Origin of the sequence: Maricaulis sp., from assembly GCF_017642925.1 — a bacterium.
In the GTDB taxonomy this organism is placed as follows: Bacteria; Pseudomonadota; Alphaproteobacteria; order Caulobacterales; family Maricaulaceae; genus Maricaulis.
The window spans coordinates 223,826-249,447 of record NZ_JAEPOL010000003.1 but is presented as its reverse complement, the minus strand read 5'-3'; the positions used below and the strand labels follow the sequence as shown (position 1 = coordinate 249,447).

Genomic DNA, 25,622 nt, shown 5'->3' with positions numbered 1-25,622 from the left:
GCATGAGCTCAGTCCCTTGTGCCCGGGAGCGTGCGGAGCTCGTCCGCGCCTGGTGGGTGACAGCATCAGGCTCCGGCGTGGCCATCTGCGGGGACACCGGCAAAAAGCTCGACCGGAGCGTGCCTGCAGGTTTCGAGACGGGCCCGCAAGGGACCCGGGTAAATCTCCGCGTGCGGGATGCCTCGGGCATCACCACCAAACCTTCAAATCCGGACACGATGTCCGCCGTGCATCCCGCACCCCTCTCATCGCTCTAGGCGCCCAGCGCCGTGGAGGATTTCGTGTTTCCTCTTCTCCAAACACACACGATTTTTCCCGGAAGCGCGCAGCGCTGTCCGGGACCGACTGGACGCGGCTCACGCTTCACGCCGGTCGGTAGATCCCGGATCTGCAGCCTGCCTGCGCAGGCTTTCGTCCGGGAAAAATGGGAGCGGTTGAAATGCGCACTTCCGCTTCCCCCGGATTTATTCCGGGGCCTGGCGGCGTTTCAGATGCAGACTAAACCGGGCCCCGGCACAAGGCCGGGGGAAGTGGAGCAGAGTGGGGGAGATAGACAGAGCGACGCCAATCCCGCCTAGCGGCGGTTGAAGGCGAGATAGCCGGCATAGCCGGCGAGGACGGCGAGGACGACGCAGAACAGGCCGTAGAGCCAGGGCCAGTCATGGGCGAATTCGTAGACGAAACGTTCCAGGCCGGCCTTTTCCACGCGCAGGCTGGCCGAGCGGCTGGCCACGGCGCGGCCGTCGCGGAAGAGATAGACCTCGGCGACGTAGTTGCCGACCGGGGTCAGGGGCGGCAGGGAAATGGTGGCGCGGAACAGGCCGCCATCGAGGATTTCCACGCCGCGCTGGGCTTCGGCATAGAGATCGTTGCGGCTGCCGGCGCGGCCGATCGCGTCGAGATAGGGGCGGATGTCGCGTTCGGTCTGCGCGGCGGTCGGTGCGGCGCGGATGGCGAGGGTGGCGGGCAGGCCGATGCCCGATCCGGCCAGGCTTTCCGGCGTCGCGATCTCCTCCAGCGGCAGTGAGGTCGCGATGGCGTAATAGCTGGGGATGTTCTCGAATTCGAGCGGTGCGGAATTGACCCAGATGCCGAAATTGCGCTGCTTCTCCATCACCCGCAGATCACGCGCCGGGCCGCGCAGCACGACGACGATCTCGTCCTGGATCGTCATGCCGCGCGTGGCGCCGTAGAGCACGAGCTCCTGGCCGGAGAAGTCCTCGCGGATCTCGACGGTCTCGTGGGTCAGCGCCGCCACGATGCTGGGCGGTTCGCTGGTCAACAGGGTGGGCTGGCCCTGCAGGGCAAGCGAGACAAGGAGGGCGCCGATCATCTCACAGCCCCCCGCGCCCGTGCTGCATGACCTCGAACAGGTCGGCCGGCGTGACCACAAGGTCCCAGCCCAGCTTCAGGCAGACGGCGATGACCATGAAGGCCAGCAGGGCCCGCAATTCCTCGGCCTTCATGTGCCGCCCGGCGCGGGCGCCGAACTGGGCGCCGATCACGCCGCCGACGGTGAGCAGCATGGCCAGCACGATATCGACCGTCTGGTTCTGGCCGGCCTGCAGCACGGTGGTCAGGGCGGTAACGAACAGGATCTGGAACAGCGAGGTGCCCACGACGACATTGGTCGGCATGCGCAGGATGTAGATCATCGCCGGCACCATCACGAAACCGCCGCCCACGCCCATGATGGCGGCCAGCGTGCCGACCAGGAAGCCGATCGCGACGGGCGGGATGACCGAGATGTAGAGGCCCGATGTCGGGAAGCGCATCTTGAAGGGCAGGCGGTCGATCCAGGTGCGGCGCCGGCGGCCGCCACCGGCACCGGCGCGGCGGGCCCCGCCGGCATTGCGGCGCAGGATGGCGCGGACGCTCTCCAGGAACATCAGCCCGCCGATAATCCCCAGGAAGCCGACATAGGAGAGCGAGATGAAGAGGTCGATCTGGCCCAGGCTGCGCAGATAGGCGAACAGCTGGACGCCGAGGATCGAGCCGGCGGAGCCGCCGGCCAGCAGGAGGAGGCCCATCTTGAGGTCGAGCGTCTTGCGCTTCCAGTGGGCCAGGGCGCCGGAGGCGGAGGAGGCACAGATCTGGTTGGCCTGGGTCGACACGGCAACAGCCGGCGGGATGCCGATGAAGAAGAGCAGCGGCGTCATCAGGAAACCGCCGCCCACGCCGAACATGCCCGACAGGAAACCGACCCCGGCCCCGAGACCGAGCAGCACGAAGACGTTGACCGAAATTTCCGCGATCGGGAGGTAGATCTGCACCGCCGGACTAGCCCGCCGCCGCACGCTCGAGCCGTTCGATGAGAACGGCGTCGACACGTCCGGTGCGGGGCAGGCCTTGATCGGCTTCGAACGCCATGATGGCGTCGCGGGTGCGGCCGCCCATCTCGCCATCGATCGGACCCGGCGCATAGCCGAGCACCGAGAGGAAGCCCTGGGCGCGGCGGACCTGGGCGGCGTCCGTGGTCACCGTGCGGTCCCAGGGGAGGTTGTTATAGAGCCCGTTGGCCTCGGCATCGAGCGGACGCGGGGTGAAGCCGTCCGCCGTCGCCTGGGCTTCGGCCAGGGCCGCCGGATCGAGCTGTTCGGACACGGCGCGGGCGCGCTCGCCGGCGGTCGGATCGCTGCCCGTCATCGAGGCGATGGTGAACCAGGCATAGGCATCCGGCAGGCTCAGCGGCACGCCGTCGCCGGACTCGTAGAGCAGGGCAAGATTGAACTGGGAATCCCGCAGCCCAAGCAAGGCGGCCTCCTGGAACCAGCGCGCCGCGGTCTCGATATTCTCCGCAACGCCGGTGCCATAGTAGTACATCACACCCAGATTGTGCATGGCGCGGCGATGGCCGGCATTGGCGGCGCGTTCGGTCCAGCGGCGGGCGTCTTCCAGATCCTGTTCGACGCCTTCGCCGGTTTCCAGCAGTTTGGCATAGCGATACTGCGCCGCCGGCACGCCCTGTTCGGCGGCGCGCCGCAGCAGGATGGCGGCGGTTTCGGCGTCGCCGCTCTCCAGCGCCTGCAGGCCCAGCTGGTAGCGGGCAACCGGATGGCCTTCCGAGGCGGCACTTTCCAGCGTCATGCGGCCAGTGGCGCTGCCCGCGGCGGGGATGGCAGCCGGCTCCGGCGCGCTGACCGGTTCGCTGGCGGGCATGACGGTGCCGGAGGCATCGGCAACGGTGTTCGACGGCGGGGTGGCCGGTTCACGTGTGGCGGGCTCCCGGGCGGGAGGCGCGCCGGCAACAGGCTCGTCGGCCGGCGGCGCGGGGACGTCGGACGCGTTGGCGATCTGCGTTCCGGCGGCCTGTGTTTCCGCGGGCGGGGCGCCAACCTGCTCCGGCCCCGATGCCGGCGTGGTGGCACCGGCCTCGCTGGAAAAACCGGCTTCGACCTGGGCGATGAAGTCGCGCTCGACCGCGGCATTGCGGTCTCGCGTTCGCTGTCACCCTGCATCGCTTCCCAGACCAGGATCACACCGGCGCCGGTGAGCATGACCAGGGCGATCACGGGCAGGGCATAGAGCGCCAGGCGGCCCACGCGGGACTGGCGCTGCGGCGTGTCGGTGCCCGGGTGATAGGCGGTCGAGCGGGTGCGTTCGCGGGCGGCGGCGAGGAAGTCGGCATCGGCCGTGGCGCCGAGACGTCCGGACGGGCGCGGACGGCGCGCCGGCGGCTGTTGCGGCTGGACCGGGGCCGGTTGGGCAAGCACGGCTTCCGCCGGTGCAGCTTCGGTACGGGCGCGGCGGCGGCGCGGGCGTTCCGGTTGCGGCTGAGGCTCGGCCGGCCGCTGCGGGCGCGGTGCCGGCTGGGCATTCATCTCGGCCAGGAAAGGATCGTTTTCGCCATCGTCGAAGTCGCCGGCGGGCGTTTCCGCCTGCGGCGGCGGGCCGAGCGGTGTGTCAAAATCGAAGTCCTCTTCTGCCTCGTCAGCGCTGTCGGCGGGCGTATCGTCGGGAGCGGACTTCGGCGCCTGACGGCCCTCGATCGCCTCGAGGCGGTCGGCCAGTGCCGACATCGCGCGCTGGACCGGGGAAAGGGCCTCCTCGGTCTCCGAGCGTACCGATGCCATGCGTTCCTGGACGCTGCCCAGCGCATCCTCGATCCGCTTGGCGGTGCGCTCTTCGGACTGGCGCAGGCGGTCCTCGAGATCTTCCTCGCGGGCGGTGCGGTGGGTGTCGAATTTCTCGATCATCTCCGCCATGCGGTCGGTCGCGGTCTCGACGACGGCATTGGAGCGGCGTTCGGACTGTTCGATCCGGTCGGCAAGCGAGCGGCCCAGGCGGGTGACGTCCTCGCCCATCTGCTTGATGGCGTCGCGGCTTTCCTGGCGCACCGCATCGAGGCGGCGGTCCAGCTTGCTCTCGGACTGGCTCTCGCGCAGCGCTTCGGCCGAGCGGCGTTCGCTCTCGCTGAGGCGGCGGTCGATGGCGCCGGCCAGCTTGGTGATCTCGCGACCCAGCCGGGACATGTTGTCGCCCTGGCGGCGCTCGGCCTCGTCCATCCGGGTCATCGCCCGGGTGAGGGCATCCTCGAGACGGTCGATGCGCGGCTCGGAGGCGGCACCGGACACGGCCTGGGCGACCTGGCTGCGGGTTTCGGCGATGATCCGCGCGACATCGTCGGACAGGCGTTCGAAACGGCGTTCCAGTTCAACCGTGTCGCCGGAATTGCGGGTCTCAAGATTCCGCATGCGATCGTCGAGACGGGCGACCGAGCTCTCCAGGGCACGCGCGGCGTCATTGGTGATGCGTTCGGCCCCCTCGACGCGGGCCTTCAGGGTCTCGGTGGCCGTGCGCAGGCCGCTAATCGTGCGGGCGGTCTCATCGTCCCGCTTGCGATTGCGGTCGACCGTGTCCTCGGCGCGCGCTTCCAGCCGGGCGAGGCGCGCTTCCAGCGTTTCGGAGACCGAGCGCGTGTCCTCGTCGACGGCGTGCAACCGCGCGGCGGTGTCGTTTTCATGTTCATAGAGCCGGCGCGCCAGCTTCATGATCGTGGTCTCGACCGCGCGCACATCCTCGGTGGAACCGGAGCCCGGCGGCGTGGTTTCCAGAGAGCGGACGCGATCGCCCAGCTCGTCCTGGCCCTTGCGGACGCGTTCGAGACTTTCCTGGGCCGCGGCCAGCTCGGCGCTGTAGCGCTCGCCATTCTTGCTGATCTTGTCCGCCAGCTGGGTGATCGCCTTGTCGATGCCGGACAGGGTGCGGGCGGAGAGTTTCTCGGAGGATTCCACGCGCTCGGTGAGACGGTTCACCATGGCGCGCAGCAGACGGTCGTCCTCCTCGCTCAGGGCAGAGCCGCCGCCGAAGCCCGGATAGGCTTCCAGCGCATCGTCCCATTGCGGGTTGGACGGGTCGGAACCGTCGAGGATGACACGGTTGATCCATTCGCCCAGCGTCAGACCCTCGCGCCGCGCCGCGGTTTTGGCGCGCGCCCGGGCGCGGGGATCGATCCCTTTCACGCTCCAAGGACCACTGGACGACATTCCGAATCGCTCGCTCAAACCTAACCGCTCCACGCTATTCTGCGGTTAATATTGTGTAAACCGAAGCCCGGGACCCAAGATGTAGTGTTTTCACACCGAATCGCAGGCGTTGACCCACAAGCCAATTTCATGAGTCAACACAAGGCTCTGACTCGGTTAACGCGCCGTAAAATGTGTGGATTACCGTATTAACGCTGTTGGGCGGGACCGAAGAAACCGGGCGCAAGTGTCCGCAATTGTTCCTGCATTGCCGTGGCTTCCTGGGTGATGGGAAGCGGTCCGTCGGCCGGCAGGGCGCGGGCAAGGTCGAACAGCAGCCAGGCCGACTCGACATCCCCGGCCCCGGCGGCATACCGGCCGGCATGCCAATAGGTCAGCGGGGCATGGGGATCGTCTTCTGCGCTGTCGGCAAACAGGGCGAGCGGATCGAGGTCGGTTGCGGCTTCACCATCCGTCGTGCGCAGGGCGGCAACGGTCTGGGCGGCGAGTGCATGGGCGGCTGCACCGGCAAAGGCATCGCGGTGCAGATGAGTGCGGAAAGTGTCCAGCGCGGCGGCCGGGTTGTCGCTCATTGCCGCCATCGCCGAGGACAGGGTCTCGAACTCGGCATTGCCGATGCCGGCGGCCGTGATCTGGCTGAAACGGTTGCACAACGGCCGGGCGGAGCGGGGCTGGCAGGGGCCGGAATGATGGCCGGACTGGTAGAGCGCGAGATAGGCGCCGGCCATGTCGGCGCGCCGCTGGGCGGCCTGCGACGCGGCAATGAAGGTGGAATCGGTCGGCCGGGCTGCAGCCGGCGCGCGCATGGCTTCAAGCCCCGCTGCGAGCAGGCGCGTCGTCGCCGGATTGGCGACCTCATAACCTTCCGCCGGGGCCGGCGGGACGTTCTCGGGCCAGGGGAAGGCGGCTTCGCCCGTGCTGGCATTGAGCCGGGTCCAGGTCTCGCGCCGGCCCGCCGGGCTGGAGGGGCTGAACACGACAAAGCTGAAACGCTCGGGAATGCCGAATTCCGGGTCGAGCTCAGACAGGGCGTCGGGGTGGATCGCCAGGGCGTGGCGCATCCAGGCGCGGAACAGTTCGGCTTGTTCGCGCGTGCCGGTATTGTCGGTGTCGAAGCCGAAAATCTCGCTGCCCAGCGTCGAGCGCCGCACGCCGGTATGGCCCTCGTCATCGATCTCGACCAGCAGGTCGACGCTGGACAGGCGCACCCCCATGGCGGCCTCGATCCAGAAGCGTTCGAACTGGATGCCGCCGGGACCGGTCACCTCGGACAGCTCGCCGCCCTGGGTGTAGAAGGCGAATGTATTCATCTGGCGATGGACGTGGGCCACGATCGGCGTGTTGCGCATGACCGGGCCGTCCAGGGACTGGATCCGGGTGAGTGTGCGACCGGTCGCGAAGTCCTGGATGGTGCGGTCCTCGCTCGATCCCGGCTCCGTGGCATAGCCGTCGCCGATGACGATCTCGCGCTGTTCCGTGCCGATACGCTCGCCTTCGACGGAGACAGTCTCGACCCGCCAGCGGGTGCGGATGACGGCGTCGCTGCGATTGCCGCGGGCCTGGAGGTAGTGTTCGCGATCAAGCCAGGGGCCCGCGATGGCGGCCTGCACGGCTGCCGAGGCTTCGTTCGTGGCGGGAGGCGTTGCCTCGTCCCGCTCCGCATCCGGATCGAGAATGGAAAAGCCCGGTTCGGGCTGGGGGGCATCGGCCTGTTGCGCCAGCCCGGACGGGGCGGCGGCGAGCAGGGTGGACAGGGCCCCGAGGGCATACGCGAAAGAACGGTCAAGGATCGGCATGGCGCGACTCTGCCGCGAGTGGCGCCGCGATGGAAGGGCAAAGGCGGGTCTGCCACAGAATTGCCCGATGTCACAGATTTGACGTTGACGTTCGCGTAAGTTTGTGAACACCATTCACTCCATGGTCAAACCGGTCGCTCCCGATTCCGAATTCACCATCCGCGAGCTCGCCCACGAGTTCGGCGTGACCCCGCGCACCCTGCGCTTTTACGAACAGAAAGGGATGATCAATCCGGATCGCCGTGGCGCGGCGCGGATCTATTCCGCCGCCGACCGGGCCCGGGTCGAACTCATCCTGCGCGGCAAGCGCGTCGGCTTCGCCCTCGACGAGATCAAGGAAATCCTAGATCTCGAGGCGATCGACCGCGGCGGCCGCGAGCGCCTGGAGCCGGCGATCGACCGCTTTGTCGGCCGTATCGAAGTGCTCAAGCGCCAGCGCGAGGATGTCGAGCGCGCCATTGCCGAGCTTCAGGCCGGCCTCGACTGGATGCGCGAGCGCCTGGAAGACCGTACGCCGCCGGACGATGTCCGCCGCCGTGCCCGTGCCTTCGAGGCACTGGCCCAGGCGCGCCTCGACCCCTGGTCGGGGGTGAGCGCCGGCTGACCCGAACAACACCCCGTTCCGAGAACCACACAACGCCCCTTCGGAGACTTTACCCATGACTGCCTCCTACCGCGCCCCGGTCCGCGACCAGCGTTTCGTCCTGCACGACGTGCTCGATATCGCCCAGTATTCCAGCCTGCCCGGCTTTGCCGATGCCGACACCGACACCGTCGATGCCATCCTCGAGGAGGGTGCCAAGTTCACCGAGGGCGTGCTGGCGCCGCTGAACAAGGTCGGCGATGTGGAAGGCTGTACGCGCGATGCGGACGGCAATGTGAAAACGCCGACCGGCTTCAAGGATGCGTTCAAGCAGATGGCCGAAGGCGGCTGGACGGCCCTGTCGTCCGATCCGGAATATGGCGGGCAGGGCCTGCCGCATGTGCTGAACCTGGCCGTCAACGAGATGGTGTCGTCGGCCAATATGGCCTTCGGCATGTATCCGGGCCTGACGCTGGGCGCGGCCGCCGCGCTGGCGGCTGCCGGTACGGACGAGCAGAAACAGCTCTATCTGCCCAAGATGATCTCCTGCCAGTGGGGCGGGACGATGAACCTGACCGAGCCGCATTGCGGTACCGATCTGGGCCTCCTGCGCACCAAGGCCGTGCCGCAGGCCGACGGGTCCTACAAGATCACCGGCCAGAAGATCTGGATCTCCTCCGGCGAGCACGACATGGCCGAGAATATCGTCCATCTCGTCCTGGCCCGTATCGAGGGCGCGCCGGATGGCGTGAAGGGCATCTCGCTCTTCGTCGTGCCGAAATTCATTCCCGACGAAAACGGCGATCCCGGGACACGCAACACGCTGAAGTGCGGCGGCCTGGAAGAGAAGATGGGCATTCACGGCAACGCCACCTGCGTCATGGACTATGACGAGGCGACCGGCTGGCTCGTGGGCGAGGAGAACAAGGGCCTCAAAGTCATGTTTATCATGATGAACGAAGCCCGCCTCGGTGTCGGCCTGCAAGGCTATGCCATTGCCGAGGCCGCCTATCAGCAATCCCTCGCCTTCGCGAAGGACCGCCTGCAGGGCCGTTCGCTGACCGGTCCGAAGAACCAGGACGGTCCGGCCGATCCGATCATTGTGCACCCGGATGTGCGCCGCATGCTGATGGACCAGAAATGCTTTGTGGAAGGCGCGCGCTGTTTCGCGCTGTGGACCGCGCTGCAGGGCGATCTGGAAGAGAAGTCCGACGATCCGGCCGTGCGCGAGAAGGCCGGCGACTACATGGCGCTGCTGACCCCGATCGTGAAGTCCTACCTCACCGGCAAGGGCTATGACATGGTCTCCAACGGCCTGCAGGTGCATGGCGGCTCCGGCTTCACCGAGGAGTGGGGCGCGTCCCAGCTTCTGCGCGATGCCCGCATCACCATGATCTATGAGGGCACGAACGGTATCCAGGCGCTCGATCTTGTGGGCCGCAAGCTGGCGATGAACGGCATGCGCCCGATCACCTCCTTCTTTGCCGAGATCGACGCCTTTGTCGCCGAAGGCGGCAATGACGAGACGCAGGCCTTTGTCGATGCCGTTGCCGGCTGCAAGGGCAAGCTGAAGCAGGCCACCGACTGGCTGATGAACAATGCGCTGAACAATTTCGATCATGCCGGTGCAGGCAGCCACGACTATCTCAACCTCTTCGGCCTGACCTGCCTGGCCTATATGTGGGCCCGCATGGCCAAGACGGCTTCGGCGAAGATCGCGGCGGGCGACACCGATCCGATCTATGCCGCCAAGCTGAAGACCGGCCGCTATTTCCTCGACCGCTGGGTCCCGGAAGCGGCAATGCATCTGGCCAAGGTCGAAGCCGGCGCCGACACGATGATGGCGCTGGAAGAAGAGGCCTTCTAGGCAAACGGCTGACCGGGCGGGACCGTTCATGAAGAAGCGGCCCGCCTGTCGCGCCACCGATACACGGCGCCGGCATACAACAAGGACAAGAACGACCCCTGGGGAGGATGGTTGATGTTTCAGGACCCGCTCAACGTACCGCGGCCGGATTTTCTCGAACGCGAGGATGTGCGCATCTTCGAGGATGCCGTACGCGGCTTCATGGCGCGCGAATGCGTGCCCAATGCCGAGGCCTGGGAGAAGGCCGGCATGGTCGATCGCGCGATCTGGACCAAGGCCGGCGAGGCCGGGATCCTGTGCCCGTCCGTGCCCGAGGAATACGGCGGGGCCGGCGGCGACTGGGGCCATGAATACGTCTTCCACACCGCCGGAGCCGAAGTCGGCGCGTCGGGCTGGGGCGTCGGTCTGCACAATTCCATCATTGCGCCCTACGTCATCCACTACGGCTCGCACGAGCAGAAGACATCCATCCTGCCGCGCATGGTCTCCGGCGAGCTGATCGGCGCCATCGCGATGAGCGAGCCGGGCACCGGCTCGGACCTGCAGAACGTCAAGACGACCGCCGTCAAGGATGGCAATGGCTACCGCATCAACGGTTCCAAGACCTTCATCACCAATGGCGGCTCGGCGAATTTCGTGATCGTTGTCGCCAAGACCGACCCGACCAAGGGGTTCGACGGTGTCTCGCTCTTCATGGTCGAGACCGACAAGGTCGAGGGTTTCAAGCGCGGCCGCCTCTTGGACAAGGTCGGCATGAAGGCCCAGGACACGGCCGAGCTCTTCTTCGAGGACATGTGGGTGCCGGCGGACGCCCTGCTGGGTCTGGAAGAAGGCCAGGGCTTCATCCAGCTGATGCAGCAATTGCCCCAGGAACGCCTGCAGATCGCGGTGCAGGGCGTCGGCGCCATGAAGCGCGCGCTCCATGAGACGATCAATTACGTCAAGGAACGCGAGGCTTTCGGCCGGCCGGTCCTGAAATTCCAGAACACCCAGTTCAAGCTCGCCGAATGCAAGACCAAAGCGACCCTCGCCGAAGTCTTCGTCCATCACTGTTCGGAACGCCTGATGAAGGGCGAGCTGGATGCCGCCACCGCCTCGATGGCCAAATACTGGGTCTCGGATGCCCAGAACGAGGTGATCGACGAATGCGTGCAGCTGCACGGCGGCTATGGCTACATGAATGAATACCCTATCGCCCGCATGTGGCGCGACAGCCGCGTCCAGCGCATCTATGGCGGCACCAACGAGATCATGAAACTGCTCATTGCGAGGACGCTGTAGGGAATGCTGTACACCCGAGCCGCTCAACACACCACTGAAGCCGTAAGGCTGCTCGCCACCAGCGCGAAGCCAATGGGTGAGCGGCTCGTGAATGCATACATATATCACATTGGTACATTGCTTGATGACGATCTGCCCGACGACAACACACGAGCGCAGCTAGAGCGGATCAGAGAGTTTTTTAGCTCTCGGGAGCCGGAAGTAAGAGGAGAGGGGACAGCGCACGCGTCCGTTCGTCGCCGCCGCCGCGAAACGCTTTCGCGAGTGGCCGGGCAGATGTTTGATCTGATGCACTCAGTGCAGGAGCATCGCAATGTGTCGCTTTACTGAGGCCCCCTAGATGTACATCCCGCCCGCCTTCCGCATGACCGATGAGTCCGAGATGCGCTCGGTGATGCGCACCTATGACTTTGCGCTGGTGCTGGTGCCGGGCATGCCGGACCTGGCGGCGACGCATATCCCGCTGAAGCTGGCCGATGAGCGCCAGGTGCTGATCGGCCATGTCGCGGCGGCCAATCCGATGGCCGAGGCGATCCGCCAGGGCAAGGAGGCGATCGCCGTCTTCTCCGGCCCGCACGCCTATGTCTCGCCCACCTGGTACGCCAACCCGTCGGTTAATGTGCCGACCTGGAATTATGTCGCCGTCCACGCTTTCGGTACGCTGGTGCCGCTGGAAGGCGAAGAGGCCGAGCGGGCGCTTTCGTCGCAGATCGCCGACTTTGAAGCCGAATGGCGGATCACCGATATCGATCCCAAGCGCCGGGCCCGCCTCGAGGCCGGGATCCAGGCCTTCGAGTTCGAGATCAACCGCCTGGAGGGCAAGGCCAAGCTCTCCCAGAACAAGCCCGTCGAGGAGCGCCTGCGCCTGGCGCACGCCCTCAACGAACGCGGCGAACACGCCGTCGCCTTCCACATGGTCGAAGACCAGGAGGACGATGAGGATGAGTAGCGAATGGAATTCATCCTTCCCCTTGATGGGGAAGGTGGGCCGGCGCGTAGCGCCGGGTCGGAAGGGGTGAAACCCGGTGACGAAGAACAAGCAAATACCTCGCCCCCACCCCCTCCACCACGGCTGCGCCGTGGTCCCCCTCCCCCATCGAGGAGGAGGACGGAAATGCGTCCAGAGTCGATAAAGGAAACCAGCCCGCAAAGGGAAAGGAAGCCAAGATGACCGAAGCCTATATCTACGACGCCACGCGAACCCCGCGGGGCAAGAAGAAAAACGGAGCGCTCAACGAGATCACCGCGCTGCAGCTGGCCACCCAGCAGCTCGAGGCGATCCGTGACCGCAATAATCTCGACACCTCCCTGGTCGACGATGTGATCATGGGCGTTGTCTCGCCGGTGGGCGAGCAGGGTGCGAACATCTCGCGCTCGGCCGTGATCAATGCCAACTACGCCGAGACGACCGCCGGCTACCAGATCAACCGGTTCTGCGCCTCGGGCCTGGAAGCGGTGAATGTCGCGGCCGCCAAGGTGATGTCCGGCGAGGCCGATTTCGCCATCGGCGGCGGTGTGGAAGCCATGTCGCGCGTGCCGATGGGCTCGGATGGCGGCGCGATGGGCTCCGATCCGGAGATTTCCTTCGACCACTATATCGTGCCGCAGGGCGTCTCGGCCGACCTGATTGCCACCAAGTACGGCTTCTCCCGCGACGATGTCGATGCCTATGCCGTGGAAAGCCAGAAGCGCGCGGCCCGCGCCTGGGCCGAGAAGCGGTTCGCCAAATCGGTCGTGCCGGTGAAGGACCAGCTCGGCGTCACCATTCTCGACCATGACGAGCATATGCGTCCGGACACCGACATGCAGGGCCTGGGCTCGCTGAAGTCTGCCTTCAAGGATCTGTCCGATTTCGTCGGCTTCGAGGCTGTTGCCACCCAGCGTTATCCGGAAGTGGAATACCTCAACTGGGTCCACACGGGCGGCAATTCCTCCGGTATCGTTGACGGCTCCGGCATGGTGCTGGTCGGCTCGAAGGAAGCCGGCGAGAAGGCGGGCCTCAAGCCGCGCGCCCGCATCCGGGCCATGGCCTCGATCGGTTCGGAACCGACCATCATGCTGACCGGCCCGGTCCCGGTGACCGAGAAAGTGCTCAAGAAAGCCGGCATGAATGCGTCGGACATCGACCTGTGGGAGCTCAACGAGGCCTTTGCCGCCGTCGTGCTGCGCCTGATGCAGGCCTACGAGATCGACCATGACATCATGAACGTCAATGGCGGCGCCATCGCCATGGGTCACCCGCTGGGGGCCACCGGCGCGATGATCCTGGGCACCGTGCTCGACGAGCTGGAACGCTCCGGCAAGTCCACCGCGCTGACCACGCTCTGCGTCGGCGGCGGCATGGGCACCGCGACGATCATCGAGCGGGTGTAGGCCGATGAGCGGCGACAAAGACGAAACCCCTCAATCCGAGGACAACGCCCTCGCTCTGGGTCTGCCCCTCGGCCTGCCGATCGGCCTGGCCCTGGGTGTATCCTTGGGTGTGGCGCTGGAAAGCCTCGCGATCGGGATTTCTCTCGGTGTCGCCTTCGGCATGTCACTCTCTCTCGCCTTCGGCGCTGCCAAGGCAAAGGAATTGAAGAACAAGCGGGACGCCGCCAGCGACGGCGATGCGTCCGACGAGGAGAAATCCTGATGTCCCTGAAAAACTTCACACTGGAAACCGATAAAGACGGCATTGCCCTGGTCACGTTCGACAGCCCGGGCAAGTCGATGAATGTCATCTCCGCCGATGTCATGGACGACTTCGACGCGCTGACGAAGACCATCATCGAGGACGACAGCATCAAGGGTGTCGTCATCACCTCCGGCAAGGACGCCTTCTGCGCCGGCGCCGACCTGTCCGAGCTGGGCGGGGCGAATGACGCGCTGGCCAAGCTGCCGGAAGAGGAGATGAAGCAGAAACTGTTCGAACAGTGCTTCCGTCTCAACAAGACCTTCCGCGCCCTGGAAACCTGCGGCAAGCCGATTGCTGCGGCGATCAACGGCCTCGCCCTGGGCGGCGGGTTCGAGATTGCGCTGGCCTGCCATTACCGCGTCATGCCGTCCGACAATCCCAAGGCCAAGCTGGGCCTGCCGGAAGCCATGGTCGGCGTGCTGCCGGGCGGCGGCGGCACCCAGCGCCTGCCGCGTCTCGTCGGCGTGATGAATGCCGCACCGGTCCTGCTGCAGGGCCAGCAGCTTGATGCTGCCAAGGCCCAGGGCCTGGGCATTGCCGACGCCGTCGTGCCGCTGTCCGAGCTGGTCGCGAAGGCTAAGGAAATCGTCAAGGAAGACCCCAAGGGTGCGAAACAGCCCTGGGATGGCGACAAGTTCAAATTCCCCGGCGGTGGCCCCTACCATCCGGCCGGCGCCCAGGTCTTCGGTGCGGCGTCGCCGATGCTGCGCAAGAACACCTACGGCAACTATCCCGCCCAGCGCTATATTCTTTCGTGTGTCTATGAAGGCTCCCAGGTCTCCATGGACCAGGCGATCCGCATCGAGAGCCGGTATTTCACCAAGCTCCTGCTGCGCCCGGAAAGCCGCAACATGATCCGCTCCATCTTCCTGTCCAAGCAGGACCTGGACAAGGGCGGCCGCCGTCCGGCCAGCCAGTCCAAGGCGGATATCAAGAAGATCGCCATCATCGGTGCCGGCTTCATGGGTGCGGGCATCGCCACGGTGTCGGCCCAGGCGGGTATCGAGATCGTGCTGATCGACGCCACCCAGGAAGGCGCCGAAAAGGGCAAGAAGCACTGCACCGATCATTTCGAGAAAGGTGTCGCGCGCGGCAAGCTGACCCAGGACAAGGCCGACGCCCTGGCTGCCCTGATCACGCCGACCACCGACTACACCCTGATCAAGGATGTGGATCTGGTCGTCGAGGCCGTGTTCGAGAATTCCGAACTCAAGGCCAAGATCACCAAGATGGCCGAGGAACAGATCGGCGAGACGGCCGTGTTCGGCTCGAACACCTCGTCCATTCCGATCACGGATCTGGCCAAGGCCTCGGCCCGTCCGGCCAACTTCATAGGCATTCACTTCTTCTCGCCGGTCGAGAAGATGAATCTGGTCGAGATCATCATGGGTGGCGAGACCGGCGATTATGCCCTGTCGCGTGCGATCGACTTCGTCACCAAGATCAAGAAGACGCCGATCGTGGTGGCCGATACGCGCGGTTTCTACGCCAATCGCTGCGTCATGCGCTATGTCGGCGAAGGCCTGAAAATGCTGGGCGAGGGCGTCAAGCCGGCCCTGATCGAGAATGCTGCCAGGATGGCCGGCATGCCGGTCGGTCCGCTCTCCCTGCAGGACGAGGTGGCACTGGATCTCGGTGTGAAGCTGATCAAGCAGACCAAGGCCGATCTGGGCGACAAGTACCAGCCCAACGGCACCGAGCCGATCCTGTTCAAGATGGTCGAGGACTACGACCGTCTGGGCCGCAAGAACGGCAAGGGCTTCTACGACTACCCGTCCGAGAAGGGCCAGCCGAAACGCCTCTGGCCGGAGCTGGAGCAGTTCGCGCCGGGTGGCCAGTACGCCGCCGAACAGCCGACGGCCGACGAGGTCAAGGATCGCATCCTCTACACCCAGGCGCTGGAAGCGGCGCGCTGCATGGAAGAGGAAATCGTCGCCGATCCGCGTGAGGCCGATGTCGGCTCGATCCTGGGCTGGGGCTTTGCGCCCTATACCGGCGGCACGCTGTCCTTCATCGACACGGTGGGCGCCAAGGCCTTCGTGAAGCGCGCCGAAGAACTCGAAGCCAGGTATGGCGACCAGTTCAAGGCGCCGGCCCTCCTCAAGGAGATGGCCGAGAAGGGCGAGACCTTCTACGGCCGCTTCGGCACGAAGGAAGCCGCAGCCGCCTGAAGCGCGACTGCATAAAGACTGCAAAAGCCGGTGCAACGCGTGTTGCGCCGGCTTTTCTTTGCCGCTATTCGGGGCGTGTTTTCGGGGTGTTGGAAGTTTTCACCAGGATTTCCACAGAAAGCGAAAACCTTTCCACTGATTGGGCCGACTTGTCCACGAAACGGGGTGTTTCGTGCGTTGCCGGGACGGCGGTCCGGTGGTCTACTCAATCCATCGACAGCGACCGAAGCGGGCCTCCCGGCCCGGGGATCGCCGGAAAAGAAGGCTCCAGGGGAGACGGTCCGCAAGGACCGGCGACCGGACGAGCGGCCCCGGAACAGGCCCGAAAGGGCGGGTTCCCCCAGGCCAGGCCGAAAGCCAGGATCCGCAAGGACACCCAGCTTGAAAGCCCTTCCGCACCGGAGAGACTGACGCGCCCGCAAGGGCACAGACCAGGAAGCCGCGATTACAGCCGACCCTTTCGGGGGTTCGCTGGCCCCGGTCCGCCGATCGGGGTGCGCCGAAGGACAGGGTGTCAAAACCCGAACCGGAAGCAACACGGCCGCCCGCCTCCCTGCTCCTTGCGAGCCGGGGACGGGCGGTTGGTGCTTTTGGGGCGCCCGTTTTTCGGTCCGGACAGATCGCTTCAACATCCCGATATAAAAGCCGTTTTCGGATGAATTCGCCTTCCGGGCGAAGTTCTGTCATCGCTTGCATAATCTATAAATTGCGCCCAACCCGCTGAATTTGCGCGAGAAACCCGACCGTTAAGAGGCGTAAAAACAGGGTTAATACAATATTCGGTGCGTTAACCAGCCGGAGCGTCACTATGCGCTCCAACAGGCGCTTGGGGCGTTGCGGGGCAGGACTACACCCGATGTTGCAGAGAACCGGATATCATTGGCCGTCACGGGTGCGCTCCGCCGCATTCGCGATCTGGGCCGTTGCCTTCGCATTGACCGGCGCGCTCGGCTGGGCGGCGTGGAACGGGTACCAGACCGCGTCCGAGACCGCGGACTATGTGGCCTGGCGCCAGGAAGCCGGCCTCGCCGTGCCAATGCTCAAATCGATCATCAAGGACAGCGAAACCGTTCGCTGAACCGGGGGCGCCGGGGGGCGCACTTTTCGGGTGGCCGCAAGGCTGGAACCGGCACTGGAGCCACTTCATCGCAATGAAGTGGCTCCGGCCTTTTTGAGCGGCCGTAATCTCGAACCGCAGAACCGGTCCCCCCACTTCCGCAAAAAATGCTCTAGTCTTCATGCGCTCGACGCAGGAGACCGAGATGTCCGACGCCCGCCTCGAAGATGATGACTACATCATCGGCACCGATGCCGTGGAAATTGCCCGGCTGGGTCAGCAGCACGCGATCTGGCGCGAAACGGCCCTTGCCGGCTGGCGCCGCGCAGGTTTGCGGCCGGGCATGACGGTGATGGATGTCGGGGCCGGCCCCGGCTATGCCGCTTTCGATCTGGCCCGGCTGGTCGGACCTCAGGGCCGCGTCATCGCGGTCGACCAGGCCCCGGCCTTTCTCGCCGCACTGCGTGACGGTGCCCGGCAGCGCGGGCTTTCCAACATCGAGACCATCGAGAGCGATCTGGCCGATGTCGACTGGCCCGAGGCGGTCTGCGACGCGGTCTGGTCGCGCTGGTGCCTGTCCTTTGTGCCCAATGTTCCCGGTGTGATCGCCGGCATCGACCAGGCACTGAAACCCGGCGGCACTTTCATCGCCCAGGAATATGTCGACTATCGCAGCTTCCGCATCGAACCCTGCGAACCCGTCTTCGAGCGCTTCATCGAAGCGGTGCGCCAGAGCTGGCTGCATTTTGGCGGGGATCCCGAGATCGCGCGCCGCCTGCCGGCCATCCTGTCCAACCAGGGCTGGGAGCTCGGGCCGATGACACCGGTCATCCACGCCGCGCGCCCTGGCGACTGGATCTGGAGCTGGCCCATCGCCTGGCTCGAACAGGCTCCCGACCGCCTCGTGGAACTCGGCTTTCTCGCACCGGACGATGCCGAGGCTTTCCGCCTCTTCCTGAAAGCCCGCCAGCAGGACCCCGTCTCCCTGATGACGACACCGATGGTGCTGGAAGTGATCGCGCGCAAGCCGGATGCAACGGGATGAGCGAACGGCAAGTGCCCGCGGAAACCTTCGCAAGCGGCGCCAGTCTTGGCGCGCATCGGCATCGCGAGGCGTATGCCGCTCTTGTCGTCGAGGGCGTGTACGAGGAAACCAGCCTGGACGGATGCTTTCGTTGCGTGCCCGGCACGCTGGTCGTGCATCCCGCATTCCATTGCCACGCCGACCGTTTCGGCGCGGACGGCGGCCGGGTCGTCAACATTCCGCTGCCTCGGGATGCAGCCGACCGGCTGGGCTATCGCGTGACCGACATCGCAGGCCATGACGGCCTGTTGACGGAGCTCCGCAGCCGGCCGGATCGTGTAGTCGAGGCGGTAGCGGCCTCGGGCACCGCCCGGGCTCCGGCCGCGCCGCCTGCCTGGGTCGGCGGCTTCCTCGCCGATATCATGGACGGTCAGCCGGCCGCACGTGCCGCCAGCCGCGCCGGCGTAACAACCGAGCATGCGGGCCGCATTGTGCGGCACTGGTATGGCGACACGCCGATAAGACTGCGCCGGGAAGGCCGGATACGCGCGGCTCTGGGCGCCTTGCGTGAGGGGGCCGGTATTGCAGAAGCTGCGGTGCTGGCCGGTTTTTCAGACCAGCCGCATCTCACCCGCGTCCTGCGTCAGGCAACAGGTCTGACCCCGCGCAGTCTGCGCGCCGGCTGACATCAATTCCGTTCAAGACGGGCCGATAATGTCCGTGCTTCCGTGGCGCCTCGAATTGTCCAAGTGTCGAGGTTGTCTGCATGAAATTCCGATTGGCGCCGCTTCTCGCCCTTCTTGTCCTGATCCCGGTCGCATCGGCCCAACCCCTTCCGGACCGTGAGCCTGCCGGGACGGAATGGATTGTCCGCCCCTCGCCGGCGCTCGATGCCGTCCTGCTCGTCGGCATTCTGTCGGGCGATGAAATGCAGTCGGAAATCTATGCCGAACTCATTGCCGACGTGCGGCCGCAATTGTCCGAAGACACCCTGGGGGCGCTCGACCGGCTCGACCGGGGTATGCGCATCGAGCGCGGGCTCCTGACGGGGCCGGTCATGGCGAATATCCTTTCGGCCGGACCGACCGGATCGCTCGACGAGATCGTCGCCTCGGCCCGTGATCCGCAAGAGCGGCTTCGTCCGAACCTTGAGGAGACGCCGGGCTGGGATGCCGAGCGTGCGGAGGCCATTTTCGCGCTGATGCCCGATATGGTGGTTGCGCTGGAAGGGCTGAAGGCGTTCGGCTATGGCGCCTGGTACGACGCGCATTGCCGCCCGCAGGTCGAGGCGGCCGCTGCCGGGATGCAGCGCCAGCTCGTTCCCCATGACGTCATCACCCAGCAGGAGCGTCTTGTCGGCCGGGGGCTGTCGCCGCAGATCGAGATCGATCTGATGTGTTTTTCAAAGCCCTACGGCATCAGCGTCTATGGTCAGCGCTTCCTGGCGCACCACAGCTACGATCCGCAGACCCAGTTGCGCAATGCGGCGCACGAAATCCTGCATCCGCCCTTCGACCTGGAGGATGAAGGCCTGTTCGCCCGCCTTGCCGGGCTGGAGGCGGATCCCTGGATGCGCTCCATCGTCGAGAACCACGACCCGGCCTTCGGCTACAACAGTTTCCAGGGTGTGGTGAACGAGGACTCCACCCAGGCGCTCGACCAGATCGTGTCCGAACGGCTGGGCGTGGCCCGCGATCCGGCAGCGCGCTGGCGGCGGGCCGATGGCGGCATGCACATGCTGGCGGCTGCGCTCTATCACGCCATGAAGGAAGACGGTTTCGACCAGCGCGGCGGGCGCTATGAGGACTGGTTGAAATCTGCCCTCGACCGCGGCCTGCTTGCACCGGAGGAGGTGCGGCGGCGTGCTGGCGAAATCGTTGGCGGGGACGCCGTGCAGCACTGGTACGAGGTTGCCGTACCCGAAGAGTGAAAACCGCCTTTTTCCCGCGTGAAATCAAGTTAGTCTGGTCATGCTCAAAGTGGGAGGCGAGCATGACCTACACGCTGATCGGTGCAGCGGTGTCGCTCTATACCGGCAAGGTGCGCGGTTATCTGCGCTGGAAGAATGTGCCGTTTCGCGAAGAGATGTCGACGCGCGAGGTCTACAAGAGCGAGATCCTGCCGCGGGTCGGTTGGTCGGTCATTCCGGTCGTTGTGCACCATGACGGCTCGGACACGGGCCTCACCCTGCAGGACACGACCGACATCATCGATTATGTCGAGCAGCACGAGCCGGGGCCGTCGGTCTATCCGGACAGTGTGCGTCAGCGCCTGGCCGCCCTGATCCTGGAACTCTTCGGCGATGAGTGGCTGGTGATCCCGGCCATGCACTATCGCTGGGCCTATAATCGCGACTTTGCCCATGGCGAGTTCGGCGCCTTCTCCTTCCCGGATCTGTCACCGGAGGAGCAGCGGGAGCGGGTTGCGAAGCCGGTGGCGTATTTTTCCGGCGCCCTGCCCGGGCTGGGCATCAATCCGGACAGCGTGCCGGCGGTCGAGGCGGCCTATGAGGCCTTTCTCGCTGCCTTCGAGGCCCATCTGGCCCGGCACGACTTCCTGTTCGGCTCCCGGCCCTCGATCGCCGACTATGGCTTCCTCGGACCGCTCTATGCGCATCTGCTGCGGGACCCGGCCTCCGGCGAGATCATGCGCCGCCTGGCGCCGCGCGTTGCCGACTGGGCGCTGCGCTGCCATGCGCCCCAGCACGCACTGACCGGCGACTTCCTGCCGGACGGCGATTTGCCCGAAACCCTGCTGCCCATGCTGCGCATGTTTGCTGCGCAGCAATTGCCCGTTCTCATCGACACGGCGGACCGCCTTGCAGCCTGGGCAGACGAGAACCCGGATATGGCGGAAGTGCCGCGTGTACTGGGTTTCCACAAGGCCAGGATCGGCCATGGCGACACGGTCGTCGAGACCGATCGCGCGGTCATTCCCTATCCCTTGTGGATGTTGCAGCGCGTGACCGATCTTCTGGACTCGCTGGACGGCGAGGCGCGGTCGCAGGCGGAAGAATTGCTGCGCAGCATCGGCGCGCAGCAATTGCTCGATTTCGACATGCCCGTGCGGCTCGAGCGCCGGCATTTCCGTGTCTGCGTCCAGGGGCGTTAATTGCTGAAAATGCCTTAGCTGCCGAACCGCCAGATATCCATGGCCAGGGCGCTGCGGCTCCAGGAGGTGTGGATCAGTTCTGAGCCGGGTGCTCCCGCAGCGGCCATCGCCACGAGCAGCGGGCGGAAATGTTCCGGCGTGGGATGGTTGAAACCGGCCAGCGGTGCGTCCTGCCAGCCGGTCAGCGCCTCCACATCGCCGCTGGCGATTTTCGGCACAATCCAGTCGCGGAACGCCTGGGCGCCGGGATGCGGCGCCGCCGCCTCGGCCGCGGCGAGCGATGCGCGCAGTGAATGCGTCAGCGAGCCCGAGCCGATGATCTGGACGCCGCGGTCCGCGAGAGGCGCCAGCGCGCGGCCCAGCGCAATGGCGGCCGTGTCGCTGGCGGGAAGACTGACCTGGAAGACCGGAATATCGGCTTCCGGCCGCATCAGGGCGAGCGGGACCCAGGCGCCGTGGTCGCGTCCGCGATGCCGCTCGGCTTCCGCTTCGATACCGGCCTCGCGCAGGAGATCGAGCGTGATTGCGGCGAGGCTGGGCGATCCGGGAGCGGCATAGATCGTCCGTTCCAGCACCGGGCCGAAGCCGCGAAAGTCGTGGATCGTGTCCGGTGTGGCGCCCGACTGGACCCGCACGGGCGCCTCCGTCTCCCAGTGTGCCGAGACAACCAGGACAGCACGGGTCTGCGGCGCCAGGCCGAGCGCTTTCAGGGCGTCGTGGGCGGGCGAGGGCACGGTCAGCACGTCGGGGGCGCCGTGCGAGATGAAGAGCGGGCCGAGGGGCATGAGGGGTACTCCGGAAAGTCGAGCCCGCAATCTGGTATTTTCGCCCGCAAGGGATAAGTATGCCCGATCGAAGCTTTCTCTTTCTGGTGAGGAATAAATGGACCGGATCGATGCCCTGCGCCTCTTCTGCTCGGTGGCCGAGCTGGGCAGTTTCACCAAGGCGGCCGATCGCGAGGCGATGACGCCCGGTGCGGCTTCCAAGCAGATCACGGCCCTGGAACAGCGGCTGCAGGCGCGCCTGTTCGAACGCACGACCCGCTCGGTCCGCCTCACCGATGCCGGCGCGGCCCTGCTCGACCGCGTTCAGCCCTGGCTCGACGAGTATGACGCGATGGAAGAGGGCGTGGCGAGCGCGCGGCTGGCACCGGCCGGCGTGTTGCGCGTGACGGCGCCGGTGGATTTCGGTGCCCGCCGCCTGATCCCGATCATTGCCGACTTCATGACCGAATGGCCCAAGGTCGATGTGCGCCTGTCGATGGCCGACCGCATGGTCGATCTGGTCAATGAGGGTTTCGATGTCGGCGTGCGGATCGGCAATCTGCCCGACAGCGCCCTGATTGCTCGCCGTCTCGCACCGGCCTGCATGTCCTGCGTGGCGTCGCCGGCCTATGTCGAGCGCAACGGCATGCCGCAGCATCCCGACGACCTCACCCGTCACGACATGATCATCGACCGCAACAAGCCGAGCCCGCAATTGCTGAAATTCGAGCGCGAGGGCGAGGAGGTCGAGGTCCGCGTCAATGGCCGCCTCTCCCTCAACGGTGCCGTGGCGGCCGTGTCGGCGGCCAAAGCCGGTCTGGGCGTGGCCTGTTCGCCGCGCTGGGCGGCCGTCGATGCGCTGGAGCGCGGCGAGGTGATCGACGTGCTGGCGGACTGGTCGCCGGAACACCGCTTCCTCTGGGCCGTCTTCCCGTCCAACCGCTACATGACGCACCGGGTGCGCGCCTTCGTCGACTATCTGGCCAAGCGGTTTGACGGTGTCGTCTAGCCGCACAGGCGCTATAAGGGCGCGTGTGGACCAGGCAGGGGGTACGGCATGAAACGGCAGGTCACGGGATTTCTGGCGATGACAGCGCTGGTGCTGCTGGCAGGCTGCGCGACGACCGGCAGCGAGATGATGGGCGTGGGCGGCGGACCGGACGATGTTGCCGGTTCCGTCTTCGACCATCCGCGGGCCGACCGGCGCGGTGCACCGCGCGGCTTTGGCTATCAACTTACCGGACAGTCGGGCTGGTCGGGCGATCTGACCTATGAGGACGATAGTGGCGGTGCCATCCGGGTCGCATTGCTTCTCGCCGATGCCGACGGCGCAGAACAGGCGGCGGATCTGCAAATTGCCATGCCCTATCTGGATGGCGGCGTCCGGCGTTTCCACGGCACAACGGCTTCGGGCGAACCGGCCGAGCTGCAGCTGCAGGCCGGCCCCTGCGAGGCGGCGGGTGAAAGCGGCTTCACGCATTTTGCGGCGCTGCGGATCGGCGAGACGGTCCAGGCCGGTTGTGCCCGGGAACAGGCGCAGGACGATCGCTGGTCGAACTATATCATGAGCTATCTGCCGGCCATCGATGCCTGCTTGGCCGAGTTCGGCGACCGGCCGGCCCATGTCTCGCTGGCCTATACGATGAGTGGCGGTGCAACGGGGGTGCGGATCGTCGATGCCGGCACGCAGACCTGGGAATGCGCCACGCGGGACGAGGGCCGGGCGGTCAATTCGCTTCGCCAGATCGATTCGGCGGACGCGCTGTTCGGGGAAGGTGATCCGATATTCGTGCGCGGCGTCTTTCCCGACTTCGGCGAGGGCTGTTATGTCTACGAGTCGGTTCGCGAGGCCGATGGAACGCTGATCGGCGCGCTGGGCTATGACGCTTGCAATGCGGTGCCGGTAACGACGGCGCAGGCCGCTGCTGCGGGCTAGCCCGCCAGATACAGCCTTGCGGCACGCGACAGGTTGAGGACAAGACGCATGCACCGAGCCTTTCTGATCTCCACGCTCTGCACCGGTCTGATCGCCGGCCCGGCAAGCGCCGAGCTGCGCGATGTCCTGACCCGTGCCGATGGCTTGAACGGTCAGGTCTGGCTCGCCTTTGACGAACAGCCGCGATCGGCGGAATTGTCGCAGACGGCCGGGCGCGTCAGCCTGATGATCGGGGGCGTCGACGTGCGCAGCCGGGAAGTGTCGCCCTACCGCGCCGACCTCGTCAGCCGTGTCTCGATCACCCCGGTGGCCGATGGTGCCCTGGTGGAACTTGGCCAGGCCGCCGCCTGGCAGGATGTTCGCGCCGAACTGCGCCAGGGCGGTGTGCTCGTCAGTTTCAGCCTGGATGCTCCGATCGCCGCGGAGACCCGCCCGGCCTCACCGTCACACGCGCCTGCGACGACTACCGCGGCAGTATCGGCGGCGCCCTCGGATCACGGTACGGACGCCGCGGCCAGCCATGGCCAGCCGGCTTCGGGTAGCGACAGTCATGCCGCATCCGGCGGGGCTGCGGGCGCTGCCGGTACGGTGGACGATCATGCCGCCGATGCCGGGGACGGGCATGCGCCGGCTGCAGACGACACGCACGCCCCGGCCAGCGATACGCCCGCGCCTTCCAGCTCGGCAGCACCGGCCAATCCGGTGGCCGCCGCCGCGTCCAACGCGACGGGTGAGTGTGCCGAGACCGGTGCGGCGGTAGCCGAAAACCCCTGGGATGATGAAAGCCTGCACCGCCACGCAGCCTGCCTGACGCGGACCGGCGAGCTGCAGCCGGCGGCCATCATCTATGAACAGATGCTCGCCTTTGCCCCGGACGATTTCCGGGCGCTGATCGCACTGGCCGAAGTGCGGGCCGAACAGGGCGAGACCGCCGAAGCCCGCGAGCTCTACTCGCAGGCGGCGTCCTATGCCATCTCCGACGCCGAGGCCGCCCGGGCGCGGGCCCGGCTGCGCGAACTCCAGCAGCGCTGATCTCCAGCCAGTCAGGACACTCATCATGCAAGCAGACGAACCGGCCGGCCGGGTGCTCGTCATCGCCGGCTCAGACAGTGGCGGCGGCGCCGGTATCCAGGCCGATATCAAGGCGATTTCGGCCATGGGCGGCTATGCGGCGACGGCGATCACGGCGATCACCGTCCAGAACACGCTGGGCGTCAGCGCCATCCATCCGGTGCCCAATGCCATCGTTGAAGGTCAGATCCGGGCCGTGCTCGACGATATCGGTGCTGACGTGGTGAAGACCGGCATGCTGGCGACGGTGGAGATTGTCGAACTCGTCGCCGCGGCGCTGGAAGCCGCCGATCCGGCCCTGCCGCTCGTGCTCGACCCTGTGATGATCGCCACATCGGGCGACCGGCTGGTCGATGACGGGACCGAGGCTGCGATCCGTGACCGGCTCGTGCCTCTGGCCACACTGGTCACGCCGAATACGGCCGAAGCGGCCCGCCTGACGGGGCTCACGGTGGAGGATGTGCAGGGGCAGCTGGCGGCTGCCGAAGCGCTGGTCGGCATGGGCGCGAAGGCGGCGCTGGTGAAGGGCGGGCATCTGGACGGCGATGCCGTCACCGATGTGCTCGTCTCCACGCGCGGCATGGAATTGATGGAACGTCCGCGCATCCGCACGAAGCATACCCACGGCACCGGCTGCACCCTGGCCTCGGCGATTGCCGCGCGGATGGCCGGCGGCGAACCGCTGCCGGAAGCCGTGCGCAAGGCCGGCGATTATCTGCACGAAGCGATACGCCGCGCGCCGGGCTTCGGCGCCGGCCACGGTCCGGTGGACCACATGTGGGTGGTGCGGCCCTGACC

23 protein-coding genes are annotated in these 25,622 nt (G+C 66.2%); 17 read left to right on the top strand and 6 right to left on the bottom strand.

Translation table 11 applies throughout. From position 1 onward, the window contains the following. Nucleotides 1-574: 574 nt before the first annotated feature. The 5 genes from JJ918_RS04100 to JJ918_RS04080 form a co-directional block, all read right to left on the bottom strand. A complete protein-coding gene (locus JJ918_RS04100) occupies nt 575-1,333 on the bottom strand; it encodes a TIGR02186 family protein (RefSeq protein ID WP_291883629.1) in 759 nt (252 codons plus the stop codon). Nucleotide 1,334: 1 nt separating this feature from the next. Further along, the gene (locus JJ918_RS04095; protein WP_291883627.1) at nt 1,335-2,273 is read right to left on the bottom strand and encodes a sulfite exporter TauE/SafE family protein; all 939 of its coding nucleotides are present in this window, start codon (nt 2,271-2,273) and stop codon (nt 1,335-1,337) included. 7 nt (nt 2,274-2,280) lie between these two features. Beyond that, nucleotides 2,281-3,159 carry an SEL1-like repeat protein gene (locus JJ918_RS04090; RefSeq protein ID WP_291883624.1) on the bottom strand — a complete coding sequence of 293 codons (879 nt, stop codon included), beginning with the start codon at nt 3,157-3,159 and terminating at the stop codon, nt 2,281-2,283. Next, nucleotides 3,084-5,462 (bottom strand): hypothetical protein, encoded by a 2,379-nt coding sequence (locus JJ918_RS04085; RefSeq protein WP_291883621.1) that lies wholly within the window; start codon nt 5,460-5,462, stop codon nt 3,084-3,086. The genes JJ918_RS04090 and JJ918_RS04085 overlap by 76 nt, the downstream gene beginning before the upstream one ends. Before the next feature lie 212 nt (nt 5,463-5,674). Then, nucleotides 5,675-7,282 carry a hypothetical protein gene (locus JJ918_RS04080; RefSeq protein WP_291883617.1) on the bottom strand — a complete coding sequence of 536 codons (1,608 nt, stop codon included), beginning with the start codon at nt 7,280-7,282 and terminating at the stop codon, nt 5,675-5,677. A gap of 121 nt (nt 7,283-7,403) precedes the next feature. Between JJ918_RS04080 and JJ918_RS04075 the strand changes: the two genes are divergently transcribed. The 13 genes from JJ918_RS04075 (at nt 7,404) to JJ918_RS04015 (ending at nt 21,053) form a co-directional block, all read left to right on the top strand. Then, nucleotides 7,404-7,886 carry a MerR family DNA-binding transcriptional regulator gene (locus JJ918_RS04075; RefSeq protein ID WP_271186473.1) on the top strand — a complete coding sequence of 161 codons (483 nt, stop codon included), beginning with the start codon at nt 7,404-7,406 and terminating at the stop codon, nt 7,884-7,886. Nucleotides 7,887-7,941: 55 nt separating this feature from the next. Further along, complete coding sequence (locus JJ918_RS04070; RefSeq protein WP_291883612.1) at nt 7,942-9,732, top strand: acyl-CoA dehydrogenase C-terminal domain-containing protein; 1,791 nt, start codon at nt 7,942-7,944, stop codon at nt 9,730-9,732. A gap of 114 nt (nt 9,733-9,846) precedes the next feature. After that, a complete protein-coding gene (locus JJ918_RS04065) occupies nt 9,847-11,013 on the top strand; it encodes an acyl-CoA dehydrogenase family protein (protein ID WP_291883608.1) in 1,167 nt (388 codons plus the stop codon). A 3-nt stretch (nt 11,014-11,016) separates the two neighbouring features. Continuing rightward, complete coding sequence (locus JJ918_RS04060) at nt 11,017-11,343, top strand: hypothetical protein (RefSeq protein ID WP_291883605.1); 327 nt, start codon at nt 11,017-11,019, stop codon at nt 11,341-11,343. A gap of 10 nt (nt 11,344-11,353) precedes the next feature. Continuing rightward, nucleotides 11,354-11,962: an FMN-binding negative transcriptional regulator gene (locus JJ918_RS04055; RefSeq protein ID WP_291883602.1), complete on the top strand. Its 609-nt coding sequence runs from the start codon at nt 11,354-11,356 to the stop codon at nt 11,960-11,962. A 218-nt stretch (nt 11,963-12,180) separates the two neighbouring features. Next, the gene (locus tag JJ918_RS04050) at nt 12,181-13,386 is read left to right on the top strand and encodes an acetyl-CoA C-acetyltransferase (RefSeq protein ID WP_291883599.1); all 1,206 of its coding nucleotides are present in this window, start codon (nt 12,181-12,183) and stop codon (nt 13,384-13,386) included. A 4-nt stretch (nt 13,387-13,390) separates the two neighbouring features. Beyond that, on the top strand, nt 13,391-13,648 hold the full coding sequence (locus JJ918_RS04045) for a hypothetical protein (protein ID WP_291883596.1): 258 nt from the start codon (nt 13,391-13,393) through the stop codon (nt 13,646-13,648). Further along, entirely contained in the window at nt 13,648-15,861 is a 2,214-nt protein-coding gene (locus JJ918_RS04040; protein ID WP_291883593.1) for a 3-hydroxyacyl-CoA dehydrogenase NAD-binding domain-containing protein, read from the top strand. The genes JJ918_RS04045 and JJ918_RS04040 overlap by 1 nt, the downstream gene beginning before the upstream one ends. 856 nt (nt 15,862-16,717) lie before the next feature. Continuing rightward, nucleotides 16,718-16,939, top strand: a complete 222-nt coding sequence (locus tag JJ918_RS04035; RefSeq protein ID WP_291883592.1) for a hypothetical protein — start codon at nt 16,718-16,720, stop codon at nt 16,937-16,939. A gap of 184 nt (nt 16,940-17,123) precedes the next feature. Further along, a complete protein-coding gene (locus JJ918_RS04030; RefSeq protein ID WP_291883590.1) occupies nt 17,124-17,963 on the top strand; it encodes a methyltransferase domain-containing protein in 840 nt (279 codons plus the stop codon). After that, nucleotides 17,960-18,628 (top strand): helix-turn-helix domain-containing protein, encoded by a 669-nt coding sequence (locus JJ918_RS04025; RefSeq protein WP_291883588.1) that lies wholly within the window; start codon nt 17,960-17,962, stop codon nt 18,626-18,628. Before JJ918_RS04030 ends, JJ918_RS04025 begins: the two co-directional genes overlap by 4 nt. An 80-nt stretch (nt 18,629-18,708) precedes the next feature. Then, the gene (locus JJ918_RS04020) at nt 18,709-19,872 is read left to right on the top strand and encodes a hypothetical protein (RefSeq protein WP_291883585.1); all 1,164 of its coding nucleotides are present in this window, start codon (nt 18,709-18,711) and stop codon (nt 19,870-19,872) included. Between the two features lie 62 nt (nt 19,873-19,934). Beyond that, entirely contained in the window at nt 19,935-21,053 is a 1,119-nt protein-coding gene (locus tag JJ918_RS04015; protein WP_291883582.1) for a glutathione S-transferase family protein, read from the top strand. Nucleotides 21,054-21,067: 14 nt separating this feature from the next. On the opposite strand, the gene JJ918_RS04010 is transcribed toward JJ918_RS04015, so the two are convergent. Further along, nucleotides 21,068-21,838 (bottom strand): class III extradiol ring-cleavage dioxygenase, encoded by a 771-nt coding sequence (locus JJ918_RS04010; protein ID WP_291883579.1) that lies wholly within the window; start codon nt 21,836-21,838, stop codon nt 21,068-21,070. Between the two features lie 97 nt (nt 21,839-21,935). On the opposite strand from JJ918_RS04010, the gene JJ918_RS04005 reads away from it, so the two are divergent. The 4 genes from JJ918_RS04005 to thiD are packed head-to-tail and all read left to right on the top strand — an operon-like array spanning nt 21,936 to nt 25,620. After that, entirely contained in the window at nt 21,936-22,826 is an 891-nt protein-coding gene (locus tag JJ918_RS04005) for a LysR family transcriptional regulator (RefSeq protein ID WP_291883576.1), read from the top strand. A gap of 48 nt (nt 22,827-22,874) precedes the next feature. Then, nucleotides 22,875-23,753, top strand: coding sequence for a hypothetical protein (locus JJ918_RS04000; protein WP_291883573.1), 879 nt, complete (start codon nt 22,875-22,877; stop codon nt 23,751-23,753). Between the two features lie 48 nt (nt 23,754-23,801). Then, on the top strand, nt 23,802-24,785 hold the full coding sequence (locus tag JJ918_RS03995; protein WP_291883570.1) for a hypothetical protein: 984 nt from the start codon (nt 23,802-23,804) through the stop codon (nt 24,783-24,785). Between the two features lie 25 nt (nt 24,786-24,810). Beyond that, on the top strand, nt 24,811-25,620 hold the full coding sequence (gene thiD, locus JJ918_RS03990; protein ID WP_291883567.1) for a bifunctional hydroxymethylpyrimidine kinase/phosphomethylpyrimidine kinase: 810 nt from the start codon (nt 24,811-24,813) through the stop codon (nt 25,618-25,620). Nucleotides 25,621-25,622: the final 2 nt, after the last annotated feature.

Excerpts from the sequence above, each read along its gene's own strand:
- JJ918_RS03995 (WP_291883570.1), top strand. The coding sequence starts at position 23,802 with ATGCACCGAGCCTTTCTGATCTCCACGCTCTGCACCGGTCTGATCGCC.
- JJ918_RS04080 (WP_291883617.1), bottom strand. The coding sequence starts at position 7,282 with ATGCCGATCCTTGACCGTTCTTTCGCGTATGCCCTCGGGGCCCTGTCC.
- JJ918_RS04025 (WP_291883588.1), top strand. The coding sequence starts at position 17,960 with ATGAGCGAACGGCAAGTGCCCGCGGAAACCTTCGCAAGCGGCGCCAGT.
- JJ918_RS04075 (WP_271186473.1), top strand. The coding sequence starts at position 7,404 with ATGGTCAAACCGGTCGCTCCCGATTCCGAATTCACCATCCGCGAGCTC.
- JJ918_RS04050 (WP_291883599.1), top strand. The coding sequence starts at position 12,181 with ATGACCGAAGCCTATATCTACGACGCCACGCGAACCCCGCGGGGCAAG.
- JJ918_RS04030 (WP_291883590.1), top strand. The coding sequence starts at position 17,124 with ATGTCCGACGCCCGCCTCGAAGATGATGACTACATCATCGGCACCGAT.
- JJ918_RS04065 (WP_291883608.1), top strand. The coding sequence starts at position 9,847 with ATGTTTCAGGACCCGCTCAACGTACCGCGGCCGGATTTTCTCGAACGC.
- thiD (WP_291883567.1), top strand. The coding sequence starts at position 24,811 with ATGCAAGCAGACGAACCGGCCGGCCGGGTGCTCGTCATCGCCGGCTCA.
- JJ918_RS04045 (WP_291883596.1), top strand. The coding sequence starts at position 13,391 with ATGAGCGGCGACAAAGACGAAACCCCTCAATCCGAGGACAACGCCCTC.
- JJ918_RS04040 (WP_291883593.1), top strand. The coding sequence starts at position 13,648 with ATGTCCCTGAAAAACTTCACACTGGAAACCGATAAAGACGGCATTGCC.
- JJ918_RS04090 (WP_291883624.1), bottom strand. The coding sequence starts at position 3,159 with ATGCCCGCCAGCGAACCGGTCAGCGCGCCGGAGCCGGCTGCCATCCCC.
- JJ918_RS04010 (WP_291883579.1), bottom strand. The coding sequence starts at position 21,838 with ATGCCCCTCGGCCCGCTCTTCATCTCGCACGGCGCCCCCGACGTGCTG.
- JJ918_RS04015 (WP_291883582.1), top strand. The coding sequence starts at position 19,935 with ATGACCTACACGCTGATCGGTGCAGCGGTGTCGCTCTATACCGGCAAG.
- JJ918_RS04035 (WP_291883592.1), top strand. The coding sequence starts at position 16,718 with ATGTTGCAGAGAACCGGATATCATTGGCCGTCACGGGTGCGCTCCGCC.
- JJ918_RS04000 (WP_291883573.1), top strand. The coding sequence starts at position 22,875 with ATGAAACGGCAGGTCACGGGATTTCTGGCGATGACAGCGCTGGTGCTG.
- JJ918_RS04060 (WP_291883605.1), top strand. The coding sequence starts at position 11,017 with ATGCTGTACACCCGAGCCGCTCAACACACCACTGAAGCCGTAAGGCTG.
- JJ918_RS04100 (WP_291883629.1), bottom strand. The coding sequence starts at position 1,333 with ATGATCGGCGCCCTCCTTGTCTCGCTTGCCCTGCAGGGCCAGCCCACC.
- JJ918_RS04020 (WP_291883585.1), top strand. The coding sequence starts at position 18,709 with ATGAAATTCCGATTGGCGCCGCTTCTCGCCCTTCTTGTCCTGATCCCG.
- JJ918_RS04005 (WP_291883576.1), top strand. The coding sequence starts at position 21,936 with ATGGACCGGATCGATGCCCTGCGCCTCTTCTGCTCGGTGGCCGAGCTG.
- JJ918_RS04070 (WP_291883612.1), top strand. The coding sequence starts at position 7,942 with ATGACTGCCTCCTACCGCGCCCCGGTCCGCGACCAGCGTTTCGTCCTG.
- JJ918_RS04055 (WP_291883602.1), top strand. The coding sequence starts at position 11,354 with ATGTACATCCCGCCCGCCTTCCGCATGACCGATGAGTCCGAGATGCGC.